This window comes from Flavobacterium okayamense (assembly GCF_019702945.1).
Classification (GTDB): domain Bacteria; phylum Bacteroidota; class Bacteroidia; order Flavobacteriales; family Flavobacteriaceae; genus Flavobacterium; species Flavobacterium okayamense.
The window spans coordinates 1,463,318-1,480,938 of the sequence record NZ_AP024749.1 but is presented as its reverse complement, the minus strand read 5'-3'; the positions used below and the strand labels follow the sequence as shown (position 1 = coordinate 1,480,938).

General features: G+C 33.5%; 13 protein-coding genes. 3 read left to right on the top strand and 10 right to left on the bottom strand.

The window, feature by feature from the left end:
• The first annotated feature begins 5 nt into the window (after positions 1–5).
• Both KK2020170_RS06775 and KK2020170_RS06770 read left to right on the top strand, forming a co-directional pair.
• Positions 6–1,100 carry a Nif3-like dinuclear metal center hexameric protein gene (locus KK2020170_RS06775; protein ID WP_221257583.1) on the top strand — a complete coding sequence of 365 codons (1,095 nt, stop codon included), beginning with the start codon at positions 6–8 and terminating at the stop codon, positions 1,098–1,100.
• A 2-nt stretch (positions 1,101–1,102) separates the two neighbouring features.
• Positions 1,103–1,882: a zinc ribbon domain-containing protein gene (locus tag KK2020170_RS06770; protein WP_221257582.1), complete on the top strand. Its 780-nt coding sequence runs from the start codon at positions 1,103–1,105 to the stop codon at positions 1,880–1,882.
• Positions 1,883–2,060: 178 nt separating this feature from the next.
• Here the strand turns inward: KK2020170_RS06770 and KK2020170_RS06765 are convergent, their stop codons facing one another.
• Positions 2,061–4,103, bottom strand: a complete 2,043-nt coding sequence (locus KK2020170_RS06765) for a ligand-binding sensor domain-containing protein (protein WP_221259998.1) — start codon at positions 4,101–4,103, stop codon at positions 2,061–2,063.
• A 70-nt stretch (positions 4,104–4,173) separates the two neighbouring features.
• Positions 4,174–5,238, bottom strand: coding sequence for a ligand-binding sensor domain-containing protein (locus KK2020170_RS06760; RefSeq protein ID WP_255567291.1), 1,065 nt, complete (start codon positions 5,236–5,238; stop codon positions 4,174–4,176).
• Positions 5,239–5,359: 121 nt separating this feature from the next.
• Here KK2020170_RS06760 and rluF point away from each other — a divergent pair, with 121 nt between their 5' ends.
• On the top strand, positions 5,360–6,148 hold the full coding sequence (gene rluF, locus KK2020170_RS06755) for a 23S rRNA pseudouridine(2604) synthase RluF (RefSeq protein WP_221257581.1): 789 nt from the start codon (positions 5,360–5,362) through the stop codon (positions 6,146–6,148).
• Here the strand turns inward: rluF and KK2020170_RS06750 are convergent.
• The 8 genes from KK2020170_RS06750 to rplK form a co-directional block, all read right to left on the bottom strand.
• Positions 6,145–6,636, bottom strand: a complete 492-nt coding sequence (locus tag KK2020170_RS06750) for a GNAT family N-acetyltransferase (protein WP_221257580.1) — start codon at positions 6,634–6,636, stop codon at positions 6,145–6,147. The two genes, rluF and KK2020170_RS06750, sit on opposite strands and share 4 nt — an antisense overlap.
• A gap of 56 nt (positions 6,637–6,692) precedes the next feature.
• Positions 6,693–7,007 carry a DUF3467 domain-containing protein gene (locus tag KK2020170_RS06745; protein WP_221257578.1) on the bottom strand — a complete coding sequence of 105 codons (315 nt, stop codon included), beginning with the start codon at positions 7,005–7,007 and terminating at the stop codon, positions 6,693–6,695.
• 67 nt (positions 7,008–7,074) lie between these two features.
• On the bottom strand, positions 7,075–11,373 hold the full coding sequence (gene rpoC, locus KK2020170_RS06740) for a DNA-directed RNA polymerase subunit beta' (protein WP_221257577.1): 4,299 nt from the start codon (positions 11,371–11,373) through the stop codon (positions 7,075–7,077).
• Between the two features lie 67 nt (positions 11,374–11,440).
• Positions 11,441–15,253 (bottom strand): DNA-directed RNA polymerase subunit beta, encoded by a 3,813-nt coding sequence (gene rpoB, locus KK2020170_RS06735; protein WP_221257576.1) that lies wholly within the window; start codon positions 15,251–15,253, stop codon positions 11,441–11,443.
• A gap of 245 nt (positions 15,254–15,498) precedes the next feature.
• On the bottom strand, positions 15,499–15,870 hold the full coding sequence (gene rplL / locus KK2020170_RS06730; RefSeq protein WP_221257574.1) for a 50S ribosomal protein L7/L12: 372 nt from the start codon (positions 15,868–15,870) through the stop codon (positions 15,499–15,501).
• A 63-nt stretch (positions 15,871–15,933) separates the two neighbouring features.
• Positions 15,934–16,428, bottom strand: coding sequence for a 50S ribosomal protein L10 (rplJ, locus tag KK2020170_RS06725; RefSeq protein ID WP_221257572.1), 495 nt, complete (start codon positions 16,426–16,428; stop codon positions 15,934–15,936).
• 25 nt (positions 16,429–16,453) lie between these two features.
• Positions 16,454–17,143, bottom strand: a complete 690-nt coding sequence (gene rplA / locus KK2020170_RS06720; RefSeq protein ID WP_221257569.1) for a 50S ribosomal protein L1 — start codon at positions 17,141–17,143, stop codon at positions 16,454–16,456.
• An 18-nt stretch (positions 17,144–17,161) separates the two neighbouring features.
• Complete coding sequence (gene rplK, locus KK2020170_RS06715) at positions 17,162–17,599, bottom strand: 50S ribosomal protein L11 (protein WP_221257566.1); 438 nt, start codon at positions 17,597–17,599, stop codon at positions 17,162–17,164.
• Between the last annotated feature and the right edge of the window lie 22 nt (positions 17,600–17,621).

The following is a 17,621-nucleotide window of genomic DNA, read 5'->3' as shown; positions in this document are numbered from 1 at the left end:
TAAAAATGGAATTACAAAAAATTCTTTCGGTTTTAGAAGAAATGGCGCCACTACAATACGCCGAAGATTTCGACAATGTTGGGTTATTAGTTGGTAATCACAATCAAGATATTACTGGCGTTTTGGTTTGCCACGATGCTTTAGAAAACGTAATTGACGAAGCTATTGCTAAGAAATGCAATTTGGTGGTTTGCTTCCATCCTATTCTATTTAGCGGATTGAAGAAAATTACAGGCAAAAACTATGTGGAACGCGCCATTGTAAAAGCTATTAAAAATGATATTGCCATTTATGCGGTGCACACGGCGCTGGACAATCACAAAAAAGGCGTGAATAAAATTTTCTGTGATGCTTTAGGTTTGAAAAACACCAAAGTTTTAGTGCCAAAAGCAAATTTTATTAAAAAACTGGTTACCTATACGATTCCAGAAAATGCTACTCAACTTCGCAATGCTTTGTTTGAAGCTGGCGCAGGGAAAATTGGCAATTATGAAGATTGTAGTTTCAATTCGCAAGGTATTGGAACCTATTTAGGAAATGAAGACAGCAATCCGGAAGTAGGAAACCGATTTGAATTTGTAGAAAATACCGAAATTAAAATTGAAGTTACGTTTGAAAAACATTTGGAAAGTAAAATCTTAAAAGCGCTTTTCAAGAATCATGTTTACGAAGAAGTGGCGTACGAAATCTATTCTTTAGATAATTTACATCAAAATATTGGCTTAGGAATGGTTGGCGAATTAGATCACGCTTTACCCGAAGTAGAGTTCCTACAATTTGTAAAAGAAAAGATGCAATGCGGTGGCATTCGTCATAGTACTTATACCGGAAAATTAGTAAAAAAAGTAGCGGTTTTAGGTGGTTCGGGAAGTTTTGCGATTAAGCAAGCGATAGCTTCTGGAGCCGATGCTTTTTTGACTGCTGATTTAAAATATCACCAATTTTATGAAGCCGAAGGAAAACTACTTTTGGCCGATATTGGACACTTTGAAAGTGAAAGATTTACAAAAAATTATATTGTTGATTATCTTAAAGAAAAAATCACTAATTTTGCAATCATTTTATCAGAAGAAAATACAAACCCGGTTCAATATTTTTAAATATGGCAAAAACGAAAGAACTAAGCGTAGAAGACAAGTTAAGAGCACTTTACAGCTTACAATTAATTGATTCAAAAATCGATGAGATTAGAAATGTAAGAGGAGAATTACCTTTAGAAGTTGAAGATTTAGAAGATGAAGTTGCAGGTCTTACTAAGCGTTTAGAGAAATATAAAGCGGATTTAGACTCGATTGACGCTCAAATTAAGGAGAAGAAAAATGCTATTGACGATCACAAAGCGGCAATTAAAAAATACTTAGAGCAACAAAAAAATGTTCGTAACAATAGAGAATACAACTCTTTAACGAAAGAAGTTGAGTTTCAAGAATTAGAAATTCAATTGGCTGAAAAGCACATTAAAGAAATGAAAGCTTCTATTGAGCACAAAAAAGAAGTGGTTTCTCAAACAAAAGAGAAATTAGATTCTAAACAATCGCACTTAAAGCACAAAAAAGCGGAATTAAAAGATATTATGGCTGAAACAGAAAAAGAAGAAAATCTTTTGATGGACAAATCAGCTGAGTATGAAAAGCAAATTGAAGAGCGTTTATTAGCTGCTTATAAGAGAATTAGAGGAAGTGTAAGAAACGGTTTAGCGGTAGTTTCTATTGAGCGTGGTGCTTCTGCAGGTTCTTTCTTTACCATTCCACCGCAAACGCAAATGGAAATTGCGGGACGCAAAAAAATTCTTACTGACGAGCACAGTGGACGTATTTTAGTAGATAACGTTTTAGCTGACGAAGTAAAAGAAGAAATGGAAAAATTATTTGCTAAGTTGTAAGAACTGGTAAATTATAGATACAAAAAATCCCAACTCATTGAGTTGGGATTTTTATTTTCTTTCGTTAAGTTTTTTAAACGTAATTCGTTTCTTCTTTGTTCCATCTTTTCCTGGCGAAACAAAGTAGAGAATTAAAATGATTATGATTATTGCGATTGGTAGCATTTTTTTAAATAATTTATTTTTTGAGTAATATTTTAGTTACTCCACCTGCCATAGTTCCCACCCAGACATTGTTGTCTTTATCAATAAACATTGACATTATTTTATTACTTATCAAGTTAGTATTACTCGTATTAAAAGTCCTAAAATGACCATTTTTTAAGGTTGAAATTCCATTATCAGTTCCTATCCAAATATTTTTACTTTTATCCATAGTAATGCAATTAATTTTATTAGAAGGAATATTTGAATTTTCTAATGTAAATTTTTCCCATTTCTCATTATATTTAACAAGACCTGTATCTGTTGCGAACCATTTCGTGTTTTCATTATCAATAAAAATAGAATTTACTTGGTTAGCCTTAAATTCAAATTTTAAAGAATCATACTTTTTATTGACTGTTTTCCCGTCAAATACATATATATAATTTTGCATACTTTCAATTAAATTTAAACTAATCCATAAATTATCTTTTAAATCAGCTGCAATAGAGTTTATAAAATATTTTTTTTCAATTTTTAGATCTATGGTATCAAGAACTTTATTGTTTTCAGAATATCTATAAAAAGCATTGTATCCTCCCATATACATAGATTTATCTTTTGTCTGAGTTATTGAATTAATTTCTGGATATCTAAAATGATAAATCCATTCATTTCCATTATGTTCCATTACTCCAGCTTGGCTGTATGAAGAGAACAAATTATTTTGTAAACCTAACCAAATAAAATTATCTGAATCTCTAAATATTGTAAGAGGTCTAATTTTATTTGAAAACTTATGATTAGTATCAATTTCATTAAATTTAACTTGGTTGTTAACATTTGAACATTCAGTAATACCTTTTTGCCCACCTATCAAAATATTATTATTAAAAAGGTTTATACAATTTATGTCATTAGATGTGATTTCAGAATTACCTAGACTATATGAAACCCACTTGTTATTATGATATTGAGCAATGCCTCCATCAATTGTCCCTACCCAAATTCCAGTGTTTTTACTTGCAAAAAGACAAGTAATTCTTTTTGAATTTGGCAAATTCATCTCTTTTTGATTAAAAAATCTCCAATCTTTCCCATTAAATTTTACAACTCGATTTGTTGAATAATCTGATTCAATAATCCATAAATTATTATTTTTGTCTAATACCATATCTTTTATACCGTCCTTTGAAAGTTTGGTATCTTTTTGTTTGAAAATAAAATATTTAGAGTCTTTAAACACCATTAACCCTGATAGTGTTGTATCAACATAAGACATATAAGATTTACTAGTTGTAGAAATCCATTTTCTATTCTGTTTATCTAAAAGTAATTTTGAAAGTATACCATATTTTCTTTCACAACTATCAAGATAAAATGTTTTTTCCATTTTAAAAAAAGAATTTCCCTCTGGTTTATATTTTTCTAATCCTCCTTCAAGCCAAGAAGGAGATGCTAAAGTCCAAATGGTATTATCAGTATCAAATACAATTGATTTAGATTCAATTATTTCTTTTAAAGAATTCTCTTCAGGAACATATCTTATAATTTTTTCTGGATTTAAAACATCCTTTTCATCAATAATTGATAAAAAAACATTGTTATTATTATCAAAATTCACATCAACTATTTGTCTGTTTTTTAAATTTATTTTTTTTAAGTCTAATTTTAGAAACTTTTTATCAGAGTAGATTGAAATAGTATTTAAACTTCCTAAAATCCATAAATTATTCTTATTATCTAAAGTTAGTTTAAGGATATCCGTACTTTGTAAATCACTATTATAAGGTGTAAAATATTCTAATTTTTTTGTTAAAATATTTAAGCGAATTAAGCCTTTATCTTTAGATCCTACCCAAACAAAATTATCATTTTGAACAATCGTCTGACAATAAACGGATTTACTTGTAAAAGTTTCAGATTTAATAATTAAATCTGATGAATCATTTGCTTTTTCATTTACACAACTGATTGAAGAAAAAACTAATAATAATATAATAAAATTGTAAACTCCAAGTAAAGTTTTATAATAAAATCCCCTACAATTATTTTTATTTTTTTTAAACTCTATCATTTTGAAAATTAACTTACATTAAACCTGCAATTTATAATTATTGAAAAAATAAAATAATATGCTTACTTCATCAAAAAACTTTCTCAAAAGTCTTTTCGTTAAACTTATACACGCCACCATTTGCCAAACCAAATAGCAAATTATTAGTGTTATCTTTATAAATACACCAAATCATAGGTGTGGCTAATTTATTATCTATGGTGTAATGGGTAAAGTTTGTGCCATCAAATTTCCAAGCGCCGGTATCTCTATCTCCAAACCACATGTTGCCTTCGTTATCTTCGGCAATCGCAAAAACATGTTCTAAGGTTCCCACTGGAGATTTTGCGCCTCTTCTTTTGCTTTCAGGATGTATTAAATGGTACTTTTCAGAGAAATTTATAATGCTATCGCCTTCTTTCAACAAAACGCCAATACCATTGTTGCCTATCCAAACTCTACCTTTCGAGTCTTCAAAAATACTTCGCACATGCAAACCGCCAGTTTCTACTTTTAATCCTAACGATTCATTGTCTATCACAATAGTATTTTTTCCATCGTAACCAAAAACCGCAGGATAGGTAGCAAACCATTGTGTAGTTTTTCCTTTAGACATATTGGTTACCATATAATTGTTCATAGAATCAGCCTTTACAGGTTTAGGAAATGCTAAAAAATGAATGTTTTGTCCGTCGTAACGATACACGCCTTCGCTATCACCTCTTGTAAACCAAAGGTCGTTTTCGGCTTTTTGCCAATTACTTTCGGGATAGCTTTTTAATGCAATTGAATGATTTGTAATAGTTTTTCCATCGTAACTACAAGGTCCATTTGCGGTTTCAAACCAAATAATACCTTTTGCATCTTCTTGTATCGCACGAACTTGATTGCTTGCTAATCCTTCGTTTGTGGTAAAATATTCAAATGTTTTTCCATCGAACTTGCAAACGCCTTCGGTATGACTTCCCAACCAATAATTGCCTTTGCTATCTTGTAAAATAGCACGAATTCCAGAGGTAAATTGTAAAGTATCTGATTTGTTTGTTTGTAAAACTTCTTGGTTGGTAATTGAGGTTTCTGTTGGTTTTTTATCGGCACAAGAAAAATTAAGCGTAAGCAATAGCATTAATACAAACATAGAAAAAAGTGGATTCATTTATAGTTGGTTTGGCATTCAAATTAGCGTTACTAAGATAATCAAAACAAAAGTTTAACTACTTGTTGTTTGTGTTAAAGTTAAAGTTATGTATAACTATTAAAAAGTTTATCTTTGCGCTATGGAAGACAACAAAACACGTATTAATAAATTTCTCTCGGAAAGTGGTTTTTGTTCGCGTCGCGAAGCCGATAAATTAATCGAGCAAGGTCGCGTAACGATTAACGGACAAATTCCTGAAATGGGCACAAAAGTGGGTCCAAATGATGAAGTGCGTGTCAACGGCAAGCTTATTAATGAGAAAAAAGAAGGTTTTGTGTATTTGCTTTTCCATAAACCTGTTGGGATTGAATGTACGACCAACCAAAGTGTAAAAAACAACGTTGTCGATTACATCAATTATCCTGAGCGTATTTTCCCTATTGGGCGTTTAGATAAAGCCAGTGAAGGTTTGTTGTTAATGACAAACGATGGTGATATTGTGAATAAAATTTTGCGTGCTCGTAACAATCACGAAAAAGAATATATAGTTACGGTGAGCAAACCTATTACCGAACGTTTTATTCAGCGTATGAGTAGTGGTATTCCTATTTTAGATACGGTTACGCGTAAATGCAAAGTAGAGCCAATTAGTAAGTTTACGTTTCGTATTATTTTAACGCAAGGTTTGAATCGTCAAATTCGTAGAATGTGTGAATATTTAGATTACGAAGTAACAGCTTTAAAGCGTATTCGTATTATTAATATTTCGCTGGATGTTCCAGTTGGAAAATACCGTGAACTAACGAAAAAAGAACTCGACGATTTGAATAGTTTAATCGAACCTTCAAGCAAAACTGAAGAAGCGAGTTTACCAAGCAATAAAAAAGGATTTTCGGGTAAACGTAATTACGGAACGAGGAATCGTTAGAGTTTGACTTCCATTACGTAATCGTCCATTACATAACCGTGACCAATATCGATTACCTCTTCTTTTACGATTTCAAAATTGAGTTTGGTGTAGAAATGTTGGGCGTTGTTGTATTTGTTTACATTTAAGAAAATCGCTTCTTGATTGGCTTTTAGTGCTTCTTCCCTAACCTTTTCAAACAATAATTTTCCTAAACCTAAACCTTGAGTTTCGGGTAATACATATATTTTATGGATTTTGGTTTTATGCGGTTCGCAATTCAATTCAAACGAAACAAAACCTAAATAATCTCCAGAAGTATTTTTTACCAAGTAAAAAACGTGTCCTTTTTCTAATTGCGCTAGTAAAGCTTCTTCCGAATAAAACATATCTAACATGTAATCTAATTGCTCTTGGCTCAAAATTTCGGCATATGCAACTGGCCAAATTTTTCGAGCAAGTTGTTCGATGATGTTAAGATGAGAAGAATCGACTTTTATTAACTGCATGGCAAAAGTTTTTACAAAAATAAAAAAGTCCCACAAATGTGAGACTTTAATTTTTATTAAGCTTGGCCTGTTGGTCCGAAATTTAAAGGAATATTTGGTGCATCACCTTCTTTAATTTCACCATGTTGTGCTTCAAAACGTCTTACATTTTCAGCCATAGCATTTAACAAGCGTTTTGCATGTTGAGGCGTTAACACAATTCTTGATTTTACTTTTGCTTTAGGAACACCTGGCATAATTGCTAAAAAATCTAAAACGAATTCACTGTGCGAATGGTTGATAATTGCTAAGTTAGAATAGATGCCTTCAGCCGTTTTCTCGTCTAACTCGATGTTGATTTGACCTTGTTGGTTATTGTTATTATTTTCCATAGTTGTTAGAGTTAAAAAAACCTAACAGCAAGCTGTTAGGTTTTTAGATTTATGTTTAGGAAGAAAATTAGAAATTAAATTCTTCTTTTGCTGCCATTAATTCATTGTATTCTTCTTTAGAACCTACGATTGTGTTATCGTAATCTCTCATCCCTGTACCAGCTGGAATTCTGTGACCAACAATAACGTTTTCTTTAAGTCCTTCTAAAGTATCGATCTTACCAGCAACAGCTGCTTCATTTAATACTTTAGTTGTTTCCTGGAACGATGCCGCAGAAATGAATGATTTCGTTTGTAACGACGCTCTTGTGATACCTTGTAGAACTGGAGTTGCAGTTGCAGGAACTACATCACGAGCTACTACTAAGTTTTTATCTTCACGTTTTAATAACGAATTTTCATCTCTTAATTGACGAGGCGAAATGATTTGACCAGCTTTTAAGCTATCAGAATCACCAGCATCTTCAACTACTTTCATTCCGTATAATTTATCATTTTCAACGATAAAGTCAGATGTGTGAGCCAATTGATCTTCTAAGAATAAAGTATCTCCTGGATCTTCAATTTTAACTTTACGCATCATTTGACGAATTACAACTTCAAAGTGCTTATCGTTAATTTTTACCCCTTGTAAACGGTATACCTCTTGAATTTCATTTACTAAGTACTGTTGAACAGCAGAAGGTCCTTTAATTCTTAAGATATCTTCTGGAGTAATAGCACCATCAGAAAGTGGAGTTCCCGCTTTTACGAAGTCATTCTCTTGAACTAAGATTTGGTTCGAAAGTTTAACTAAGTATTTTTTTACTTCTCCGAATCTAGATTCGATAGAAATTTCACGGTTACCTCTCTTAATTTTTCCGAAAGTAACTACACCATCAATTTCAGAAACTACAGCTGGGTTTGAAGGATTACGAGCTTCTAATAACTCTGTAATACGTGGTAAACCTCCTGTAATATCTCCCGCTTTAGAAGAACGACGAGGAATCTTAACTAAGATTTTTCCAGCTTTAATTTTCTCTCCGTCTTCAACCATTAAGTGTGCACCAACTGGTAAATTATAAGAACGCTCTAATTGACCATCTTTACCATAAATATGTAAAGTTGGGATTAATTTCTTATTACGAGCTTCAGAGATTACTTTTTCTTGGAATCCTGTTTGCTCATCGATTTCTACTAAGAAAGATTCACCTTGCTTAATATCTTCGAATTCAATTTTACCAGTAAATTCAGAAATAATTACACCATTATATGGATCCCATTTACAGATAGTTGTACCTTTTTCTACAGTATCACCATCTTTAATGTAGATGTAAGAACCATAAGGGATATTATGTGTATTTAATACGATTCCTGTTTTAACATCAATTAATTTTAATTCTGTTGAACGAGAAATAACGATATCAACTGCGTTTCCTTCATTATCTTCCCCTTTTACAGTTTTTAATTCTTCAATTTCTAAACGTCCAGCGAATTTAGTAACGATACTTGACTCTTCTGATAAACCTCCAGCAACCCCTCCAACGTGGAACGTACGAAGTGTTAACTGTGTACCTGGCTCACCAATAGACTGTGCAGCAATTACACCTACAGCCTCACCTTTTTGAGTCATCTTAGCAGTTGCTAAGTTTCTACCATAACATTTAGCACAAATTCCTTTTGTAGCTTCACATGTTAATGGCGAACGAACTTCTACTTTCTCTAATGGAGAGTTTTCGATTCTCTTAACAATAGCTTCTGTAATTTCTTCACCAGCATGAACTAAAACTTCTGAAGTTAAAGGATCTATAACATCGTGTAAAGCAACACGTCCTAAGATTCTTTCTCCTAAAGATTCTACGATTTCTTCGTTTTTCTTTAATGGAGTAACTTCAATTCCTCTTAAAGTACCACAATCTACAGAGTTAACAATAACATCTTGAGAAACATCGTGTAACCTTCTAGTTAAGTAACCTGCATCGGCAGTTTTAAGAGCCGTATCGGCAAGACCTTTACGAGCACCGTGTGTAGAAATAAAGTATTCTAAAATTGATAAACCTTCTTTAAAGTTAGATAAGATCGGGTTTTCAATAATTTCACCACCACCAGCAGTTGATTTTTTCGGCTTAGCCATCAAACCACGCATACCAGTTAACTGACGAATCTGTTCTTTTGATCCCCTTGCTCCAGAGTCTAACATCATGAATACAGAGTTGAATCCTTGTTGGTCTTCTCTAATGTTTTTCATTGCTAATTCAGTTAACAATGCATTAGTTGATGTCCAAACATCGATTACCTGATTATAACGCTCATTATTTGTAATAAGACCCATGTTATAATTCATAGTAATACTTTCAACTTGCTCATTTGCATCAGCAATTAAAGCCTGTTTTTTCTCAGGAATAATAATATCACCTAAGCTGAAAGAAAGACCTCCTTGGAATGCAAATTTGTATCCCATGTTTTTGATATCATCTAAGAATGCAGCAGTTGTAGGAACATCTGTAGCACCTAAAATTCTACCAATAATATCACGAAGTGATTTCTTCGTTAATACCTCATTAATATATCCAGCTGCTTCAGGTACTACTTCATTAAATAATACTCTACCCGCAGTAGTTTGAATAATTTGATAAACTAATTCTCCGTTTTCGTTAAAGTCTTTTGCTCTAACTTTTACACGAGCATTTAAGTCTAAACGACCTTCGTTTAAAGCAATGTGAGTTTCTTCTACAGAATAAAAAGTTTGCCCTTCTCCTTTAATTTTAACTTCAGGAGTAGATAAACGCTCTTTAGTCATATAGTATAAACCAAGAACCATGTCTTGAGATGGTACTGTAATAGGAGCACCATTTGCAGGGTTCAAGATATTATGTGAAGCTAACATTAATAATTGCGCTTCTAATATTGCCTCAGGACCTAAAGGTAAGTGAACCGCCATCTGGTCACCATCGAAATCGGCGTTGAAAGCCGTACACGTCAATGGGTGTAACTGGATTGCTTTTCCTTCAATTAACTTAGGTTGGAATGCTTGGATACCCAAACGGTGAAGCGTAGGAGCACGGTTTAGTAATACTGGATGTCCTTTAATTACATTTTCTAAGATATCCCATACTACTGGCTCTTTTTTATCGATAATTTTCTTAGCCGATTTAACTGTTTTTACAATACCTCTTTCGATTAACTTACGAATAACGAATGGTTTGTAAAGTTCAGCTGCCATATCTTTTGGTAAACCACACTCATACATTTTCAATTCTGGTCCTACAACAATTACAGAACGAGCAGAATAATCAACACGCTTACCTAATAAGTTTTGACGGAAACGACCTTGTTTACCTTTTAATGAATCTGATAATGATTTTAAAGGTCTGTTAGATTCTGTTTTAACAGCAGAAGCTTTTCTAGTGTTATCGAATAATGAATCTACAGCTTCTTGTAACATACGTTTTTCATTACGTAAGATTACTTCAGGAGCTTTAATTTCCATTAAACGCTTTAAACGATTATTACGGATGATAACTCTTCTGTATAAATCATTTAAATCAGACGTTGCGAAACGACCACCATCAAGGGGCACTAACGGACGTAATTCAGGTGGAATAACCGGAATTACTTTTAAAATCATCCACTCAGGATTATTTTCTCTGTTTTGGTTTGCTTCACGGAACGACTCAACAACTTGTAAACGTTTTAACGCTTCAGTTTTACGTTGTTTAGACGTTTCGTTGTTTGCAGCGTGACGTAAATCATAAGACAATTGGTCTAAATCAATTCTAGACAATAAATCCATTATACATTCAGCACCCATTTTAGCGATGAATTTGTTTGGATCTGTATCATCTAAATATTGGTTTTCCATAGGAAGTGTATCTAAAATATTTAAATACTCTTCTTCTGTTAAGAAATCCATTGCTTTTAAGTCGTCACCTTCAGCATTTTTTGCAATACCTGGCTGAATTACTACGTATCTTTCGTAGTAAATAATCATATCTAATTTCTTAGACGGTAATCCTAATAAGTAACCAATTTTGTTTGGTAACGAACGGAAATACCAAATATGAGCGATAGGCACCACTAAATTAATGTGTCCTACTCTATCTCTACGAACTTTTTTCTCCGTTACTTCAACACCACATCGGTCACACACGATTCCTTTGTAACGAATTCTTTTATATTTACCACAAGCACACTCGTAATCTTTAACTGGACCGAAAATTCGCTCACAGAAAAGACCATCACGCTCAGGTTTATGTGTACGATAGTTAATTGTTTCAGGCTTTAAAACCTCTCCTCTAGACTCTGCTAAAATAGACTCTGGAGATGCTAAACCTATCGTAATTCTATTGAATCTTTTAACGGTATTTTTATCTTTTAATCTTGTCATGATATGAAATACTATCGATTTTTGTAAAAACTTTGAAAAGGGAGTAACCGAAATTACTCCCGTTATATTATTCCTCTAATCTGATGTCTAATCCAAGACCTTTTAATTCATGCATTAATACATTGAATGACTCCGGTAATCCTGGTTCTGGCATAGTTTCACCCTTAACGATAGACTCGTAAGTTTTCGCTCTACCCATTACATCATCAGATTTCACCGTTAAGATTTCTCTCAAGGTACTTGAAGCTCCATAAGCCTCAAGAGCCCAAACCTCCATCTCTCCAAAACGCTGACCTCCGAATTGAGCTTTACCTCCTAATGGTTGTTGCGTAATTAAAGAGTAAGGTCCGATAGAACGTGCGTGCATCTTATCATCAACCATGTGACCTAATTTTAACATGTAGATTACACCTACTGTCGCTGGTTGATGGAAACGCTCTCCTGTTCCACCATCATATAAATATGTATGTCCGAAACGAGGTACACCAGCTTCATCTGTCAATGCATTGATTTCATCTAAAGATGCACCATCAAAGATTGGCGTAGCAAACTTCTTACCTAATTTCTTACCTGCCCATCCTAATACCGTTTCATAAATCTGACCGATATTCATACGAGAAGGTACCCCAAGTGGGTTCAATACGATATCAACTGGAGTTCCATCTTCAAGGAATGGCATATCTTCTTGACGAACAATTTTCGCAACGATACCTTTATTACCGTGACGACCTGCCATTTTATCACCAACTTTAAGTTTACGTTTCTTAGCGATATAAACTTTAGCTAATTTTAAAATACCTGATGGTAACTCATCTCCTACAGTGATGGTGAATTTTTCTCTTCTTAACCATCCTTGTAAGTCGTTTAATTTAATCTTATAGTTATGAACTAAGTCATTTACTAATTTATTAGTGTGATCGTCAGTTGTCCATTGCCCTTTTGTTAAGTGAGCAAAATCATCAACTGATTGTAACATTTTCTTAGTAAATTTCTTCCCTTTAGGTAAAACTTCTTCTCCTAAATCGTTCATTACACCTTGAGAAGTTTTTCCATCAACGATAACAAATAATTTTTCAATTAATCTGTCTTTTAATTCATTGAATTTAACGTCAAACTCCATTTCAAGACGATCTAAATCTTCTTTATCTTTAGAACGCTTACGTTTATCTTTAACTGCTTTAGCAAATAATTTTTTATCTAAAACAACTCCATGTAATGAAGGAGACGCTTTTAATGATGCATCTTTCACATCACCAGCTTTATCTCCGAAGATAGCGCGTAATAATTTTTCTTCTGGTGTAGGATCTGATTCTCCTTTAGGAGTAATTTTACCAATTAAAATATCACCAGGCTTAACTTCCGCACCAATACGAATCATACCGTTTTCATCTAAGTCTTTAGTAGCCTCTTCAGAAACGTTTGGAATATCATTCGTTAATTCTTCATTACCTAACTTCGTATCACGAACTTCTAATGTATAATCATCTACGTGAATTGAAGTAAAGATATCGTCACGAACTACTTTCTCAGAAATTACAATCGCATCCTCGAAGTTGTAACCCTTCCAAGGCATGAAAGCTACTTGTAAGTTTCTACCTAAAGCTAACTCTCCATTTTGCGTTGCATATCCCTCACAAAGCACTTGTCCTTTTTTAACTTTATCACCTCTTCTTACAATAGGTTTTAAGTTAATAGATGTACTCTGATTCGTTTTTCTAAATTTGATTAATTGGTATGTTTTTTCATCAGAATCAAAACTTACCATTCTTTCTTCTTCTGTTCTGTCGTACTGAATTGTAATCTGATTTGCATCAACATAAGTAACAACTCCATCTCCTTCAGCATTAATCAACACTCTTGAATCAGATGCTACTTGACGCTCTAAACCAGTACCAACAATTGGTGCTTCAGGACGTAATAATGGAACGGCTTGACGCATCATGTTTGATCCCATCAAGGCACGGTTCGCATCATCATGCTCTAAGAACGGAATTAATGAAGCAGAAATCGATGCAATTTGGTTTGGCGCAACGTCTGTATAATGTACAACTGTTGGTTCAACCACTGGAAAATCACCTTCTTCACGAGCAATAATACGCTCAGCGCTGATTTTCCCTTTTTCATCCATTTCAATATTTGCTTGAGCAATTAACTTGCCTTCTTCTTCTTCAGCACTTAAGTAAATAGGTTCATTTTTCAAATCAACCACACCGTTTTCTACTTTACGATAAGGAGTTTCGATGAATCCCATACTATTTACTTTAGCATAAACTCCTAAAGATGAAATCAAACCAATATTTGGTCCCTCTGGAGTTTCAATTGGACATAAACGTCCGTAGTGCGTATAGTGAACGTCACGAACCTCGAAACCTGCTCTTTCTCTAGATAAACCACCAGGTCCTAAAGCTGATAAACGACGTTTGTGTGTAATCTCAGCTAATGGATTTGTTTGATCCATGAATTGAGATAACTGGTTTGTTCCGAAGAATGAATTGATAACCGATGATAATGTCTTAGCATTAATCAAATCGATTGGTGTAAATACCTCGTTATCACGAACATTCATTCTTTCACGAATAGTTCTAGCCATACGAGCTAAACCAACACCAAACTGAGCAGAAAGTTGTTCACCAACTGTTCTTACACGACGGTTTGATAAGTGGTCAATATCATCAATCTCAGCTTTTGAATTGATTAACTCAATTAAATACTTAACGATAGTAATGATATCTTCTTTAGTCAAAACTTGTTTATCCATAGGGATATCTAAGCCTAACTTTTTATTCATTCTGTAACGACCTACATCACCTAAATTATAACGTTGATCTGAGAAGAATAACTTATCGATAATTCCACGAGCCGTTTCTTCATCAGGCGGTTCAGCATTACGTAATTGTCGGTAAATGTGTTCTACAGCTTCTTTTTCAGAGTTTGTAGGGTCTTTTTGTAATGTATTGTGAATGATTGTATAATCTGCAGCATTATTATCTTCTTTGTGTAATAAGATAGTTTTAACGTCTGCTTCGATTATTTCCTCAACATTGTCTTTATCTAAAATAGTATCACGATCTAAAATGATTTCGTTACGCTCAATAGAAACAACTTCTCCTGTATCTTCATCTACGAAATCTTCATGCCATGTATTTAAAACACGAGCCGCTAATCTACGACCAATGAATTTTTTTATTCCAGATTTAGAAACTTTTACTTCCTCTGCAAGGTCGAAAATTTCTAAAATATCCTTATCACGTTCAAAACCAATTGCACGGAATAAAGTTGTTACTGGTAATTTTTTCTTTCTATCAATGTAAGCGTACATAACGCTATTGATATCAGTTGCAAACTCTATCCAAGATCCTTTGAAAGGTATAATTCTAGCAGAGTATAACTTAGTTCCATTTGCATGGAAAGACTGTCCAAAGAATACACCAGGCGATCTGTGTAACTGAGAAACCACAACACGTTCAGCTCCGTTGATAACGAAAGTACCACTAGGAGTCATATAAGGAATAGTTCCTAAATAAACATCTTGAACAATAGTTTCAAAATCTTCGTGTTCTGGGTCAGTACAATACAATTTTAAACGAGCTTTTAAAGGCACACTGTATGTTAAACCTCTATCTATACACTCTTCAATTGTATATCGTGGTGGATCAATAAAATAATCAAGAAATTCTAATACAAATTGGTTTCTTGTATCTGTAATTGGAAAATTTTCCATGAAGGTATTATATAATCCTTCATTGCCTCTTTCGTCTGATTTTGTTTCTAATTGAAAAAAATCTTTAAACGATTTTACCTGAATATCCAAAAAATCTGGATAATTAGGAATGTTCTTCGTTGAAGCAAAATTTAATCTTTCAGTCTGATTTGTTATCATCAATGGACAAAATTTTGATTTAAAAAAAGTAATTTTTTGTGTTAAAAACACCATTCATTTTATACTTCCTTTTATAAATAATCAATACATCTTTAAAAATAAACCAGGAAAGATAGTTTGTTTTTTTTCTTCGTTATTGATTACTTTTTTGCGTTTAAAAAAACGTAATTTCTTTATACGCAAAATGGTTTAGGCCTTTGAGAGTAATTCTCAAGGCCTAAACCTAGCTTTTTGCTGAGTTTAAATTATTTTAACTCTACTACAGCTCCTGCTTCTTCTAAAGCTTTCTTAAGACCTTCAGCCTCATCTTTAGAAACTCCTTCTTTAACATTTGTAGGAGCAGAGTCTACGATATCTTTAGCTTCTTTAAGACCTAAACCAGTTAATTCTTTAACAGCTTTAACTACTGCTAATTTAGAAGCACCAGCGTCTTTTAATACAACATCAAATTCTGATTTTTCTTCAGCACCACCAGCAGCGTCACCACCACCAGATACAACTACTGCAGCAGCAGCAGGCTCGATACCATACTCATCTTTTAATATTGTTGCTAATTCGTTAACTTCTTTAACTGTTAAGTTAACTAATTGTTCTGCGAATTGTTTTAAATCTGCCATTTTTTCTACCTTTAATTTTTGTAAAATATAATATTTATTTGTGCGTTCTTTTTGTATGAGGAATTACTCAGCGCTTTCTTCTCCGCCTTTGTTTTGAAGAGCACCAATAACTCTTTGAGCTGGTGATTGAAGTAATCCAATGATTTCTGCAATAACTTCAACTCTAGATTTGATAGCCGCTAATGAATCTAACTTATCATCTCCAATGTAAATATCCTCAGTAATATAAGCTCCTTTTAAAACTGGTTTTTGACCTTTCTTACGGAAATCTTTAATGATTTTTGCAGGCGAATTTGCCACATCAGAAATCATAATTGCAGTGTTTCCTTTTAAAGTTGAAGGTAATTCACCATAATTAGCCTCAGAAGCTTCCATTGCTTTTTCTAACAATGTGTTCTTAACAACTTCTAATTTAATACCAGCTTTAAAACAAGCTCTTCTTAAGTTTGAAGTAGTGTCTGCATCTAGTCCTGAAATGTCTGCTAAGTATAAAACATCCACTCCCGCTAACTGTGCAGTTAAATCCTGAATAGCAATTGCTTTTTCTTCTCTAGTCATAATACTAAATATTTTTAACTACCAATTATACAGCTTTAGGATCTAAAGCGATAGCAGGACTCATAGTACTTGATAAGTGAATAGACTTAATATAAGTACCTTTAGCCGCAGTTGGTTTTAATTTGATTAATGTTTGAATAATTTCGTGAGCATTGTCATAGATTTTGTCAGCTTCGAAAGAAACTTTACCTATTCCAGCGTGAACGATTCCTGTTTTATCTACTTTAAAGTCGATTTTACCAGCTTTAACTTCAGTTACAGCTTTAGCAACATCCATAGTAACAGTACCTGTTTTAGGGTTTGGCATTAAACCACGAGGACCTAACACTCGTCCTAATGGACCTAATTTACCCATAACAGCAGGCATAGTGATGATTACATCAACATCTGTCCAACCGTCTTTAATTTTTTGTAAATATTCATCTAAACCTACATAGTCAGCACCAGCAGCTTTTGCTTCTTCCTCCTTATCTGGAGTTACTAATGCCAATACGCGAGTATCTTTACCAGTTCCATGAGGTAATGTTACAACCCCTCTTACCATTTGATTCGCTTTTCTTGGATCAACACCAAGACGTACAGCGATGTCTACAGACTCATCAAATTTTGCAGAAGCTACAGTTTTAAGTAATGCAGAAGCATCTTTTAAAGTGTATAATCTGTTTTTCTCAATTTTTGATGCAGCCTCTTTTTGCTTTTTAGTCAATTTTGCCATGTCTAATTCTTTTAACGATTAAAAAGGAGCATCTCCTGATACTGTTATACCCATAGATCTAGCTGTTCCAGCAACCATACTCATAGCTTTCTCAATTTCGAAAGCATTTAAGTCAGCCATTTTGTCTTCAGCAATAGTTCTAATTTGATCCCAAGTAACGTTCGCTACTTTTTTACGATTTGGTTGTCCTGAACCAGACTTAAGCTTAGCTGCTTCTAATAATTGAATAGCAGCTGGTGGCGTTTTAACAACAAAGTCAAAAGACTTGTCTTTATACACAGTAATTTGTACTGGTAAAACTTTGCCAGGTTTATCTTGTGTTCTAGCATTAAATTGCTTACAGAACTCCATGATGTTAACCCCAGCAGCCCCCAAAGCAGGTCCAACCGGTGGCGATGGATTCGCAGCACCTCCCTTAACTTGTAGTTTAACTACTTTACTAACTTCTTTTGCCATTTTTAAAAAAATTTAGCACATC

Coding starts and splice junctions, on each gene's coding strand:
- KK2020170_RS06775 (WP_221257583.1), top strand. CDS start 6: ATGGAATTACAAAAAATTCTTTCGGTTTTAGAAGAAATGGCGCCACTA.
- KK2020170_RS06770 (WP_221257582.1), top strand. CDS start 1,103: ATGGCAAAAACGAAAGAACTAAGCGTAGAAGACAAGTTAAGAGCACTT.
- KK2020170_RS06765 (WP_221259998.1), bottom strand. CDS start 4,103: ATGATAGAGTTTAAAAAAAATAAAAATAATTGTAGGGGATTTTATTAT.
- KK2020170_RS06760 (WP_255567291.1), bottom strand. CDS start 5,238: ATGAATCCACTTTTTTCTATGTTTGTATTAATGCTATTGCTTACGCTT.
- rluF (WP_221257581.1), top strand. CDS start 5,360: ATGGAAGACAACAAAACACGTATTAATAAATTTCTCTCGGAAAGTGGT.
- KK2020170_RS06750 (WP_221257580.1), bottom strand. CDS start 6,636: ATGCAGTTAATAAAAGTCGATTCTTCTCATCTTAACATCATCGAACAA.
- KK2020170_RS06745 (WP_221257578.1), bottom strand. CDS start 7,007: ATGGAAAATAATAACAATAACCAACAAGGTCAAATCAACATCGAGTTA.
- rpoC (WP_221257577.1), bottom strand. CDS start 11,373: ATGACAAGATTAAAAGATAAAAATACCGTTAAAAGATTCAATAGAATT.
- rpoB (WP_221257576.1), bottom strand. CDS start 15,253: ATGATAACAAATCAGACTGAAAGATTAAATTTTGCTTCAACGAAGAAC.
- rplL (WP_221257574.1), bottom strand. CDS start 15,870: ATGGCAGATTTAAAACAATTCGCAGAACAATTAGTTAACTTAACAGTT.
- rplJ (WP_221257572.1), bottom strand. CDS start 16,428: ATGACTAGAGAAGAAAAAGCAATTGCTATTCAGGATTTAACTGCACAG.
- rplA (WP_221257569.1), bottom strand. CDS start 17,143: ATGGCAAAATTGACTAAAAAGCAAAAAGAGGCTGCATCAAAAATTGAG.
- rplK (WP_221257566.1), bottom strand. CDS start 17,599: ATGGCAAAAGAAGTTAGTAAAGTAGTTAAACTACAAGTTAAGGGAGGT.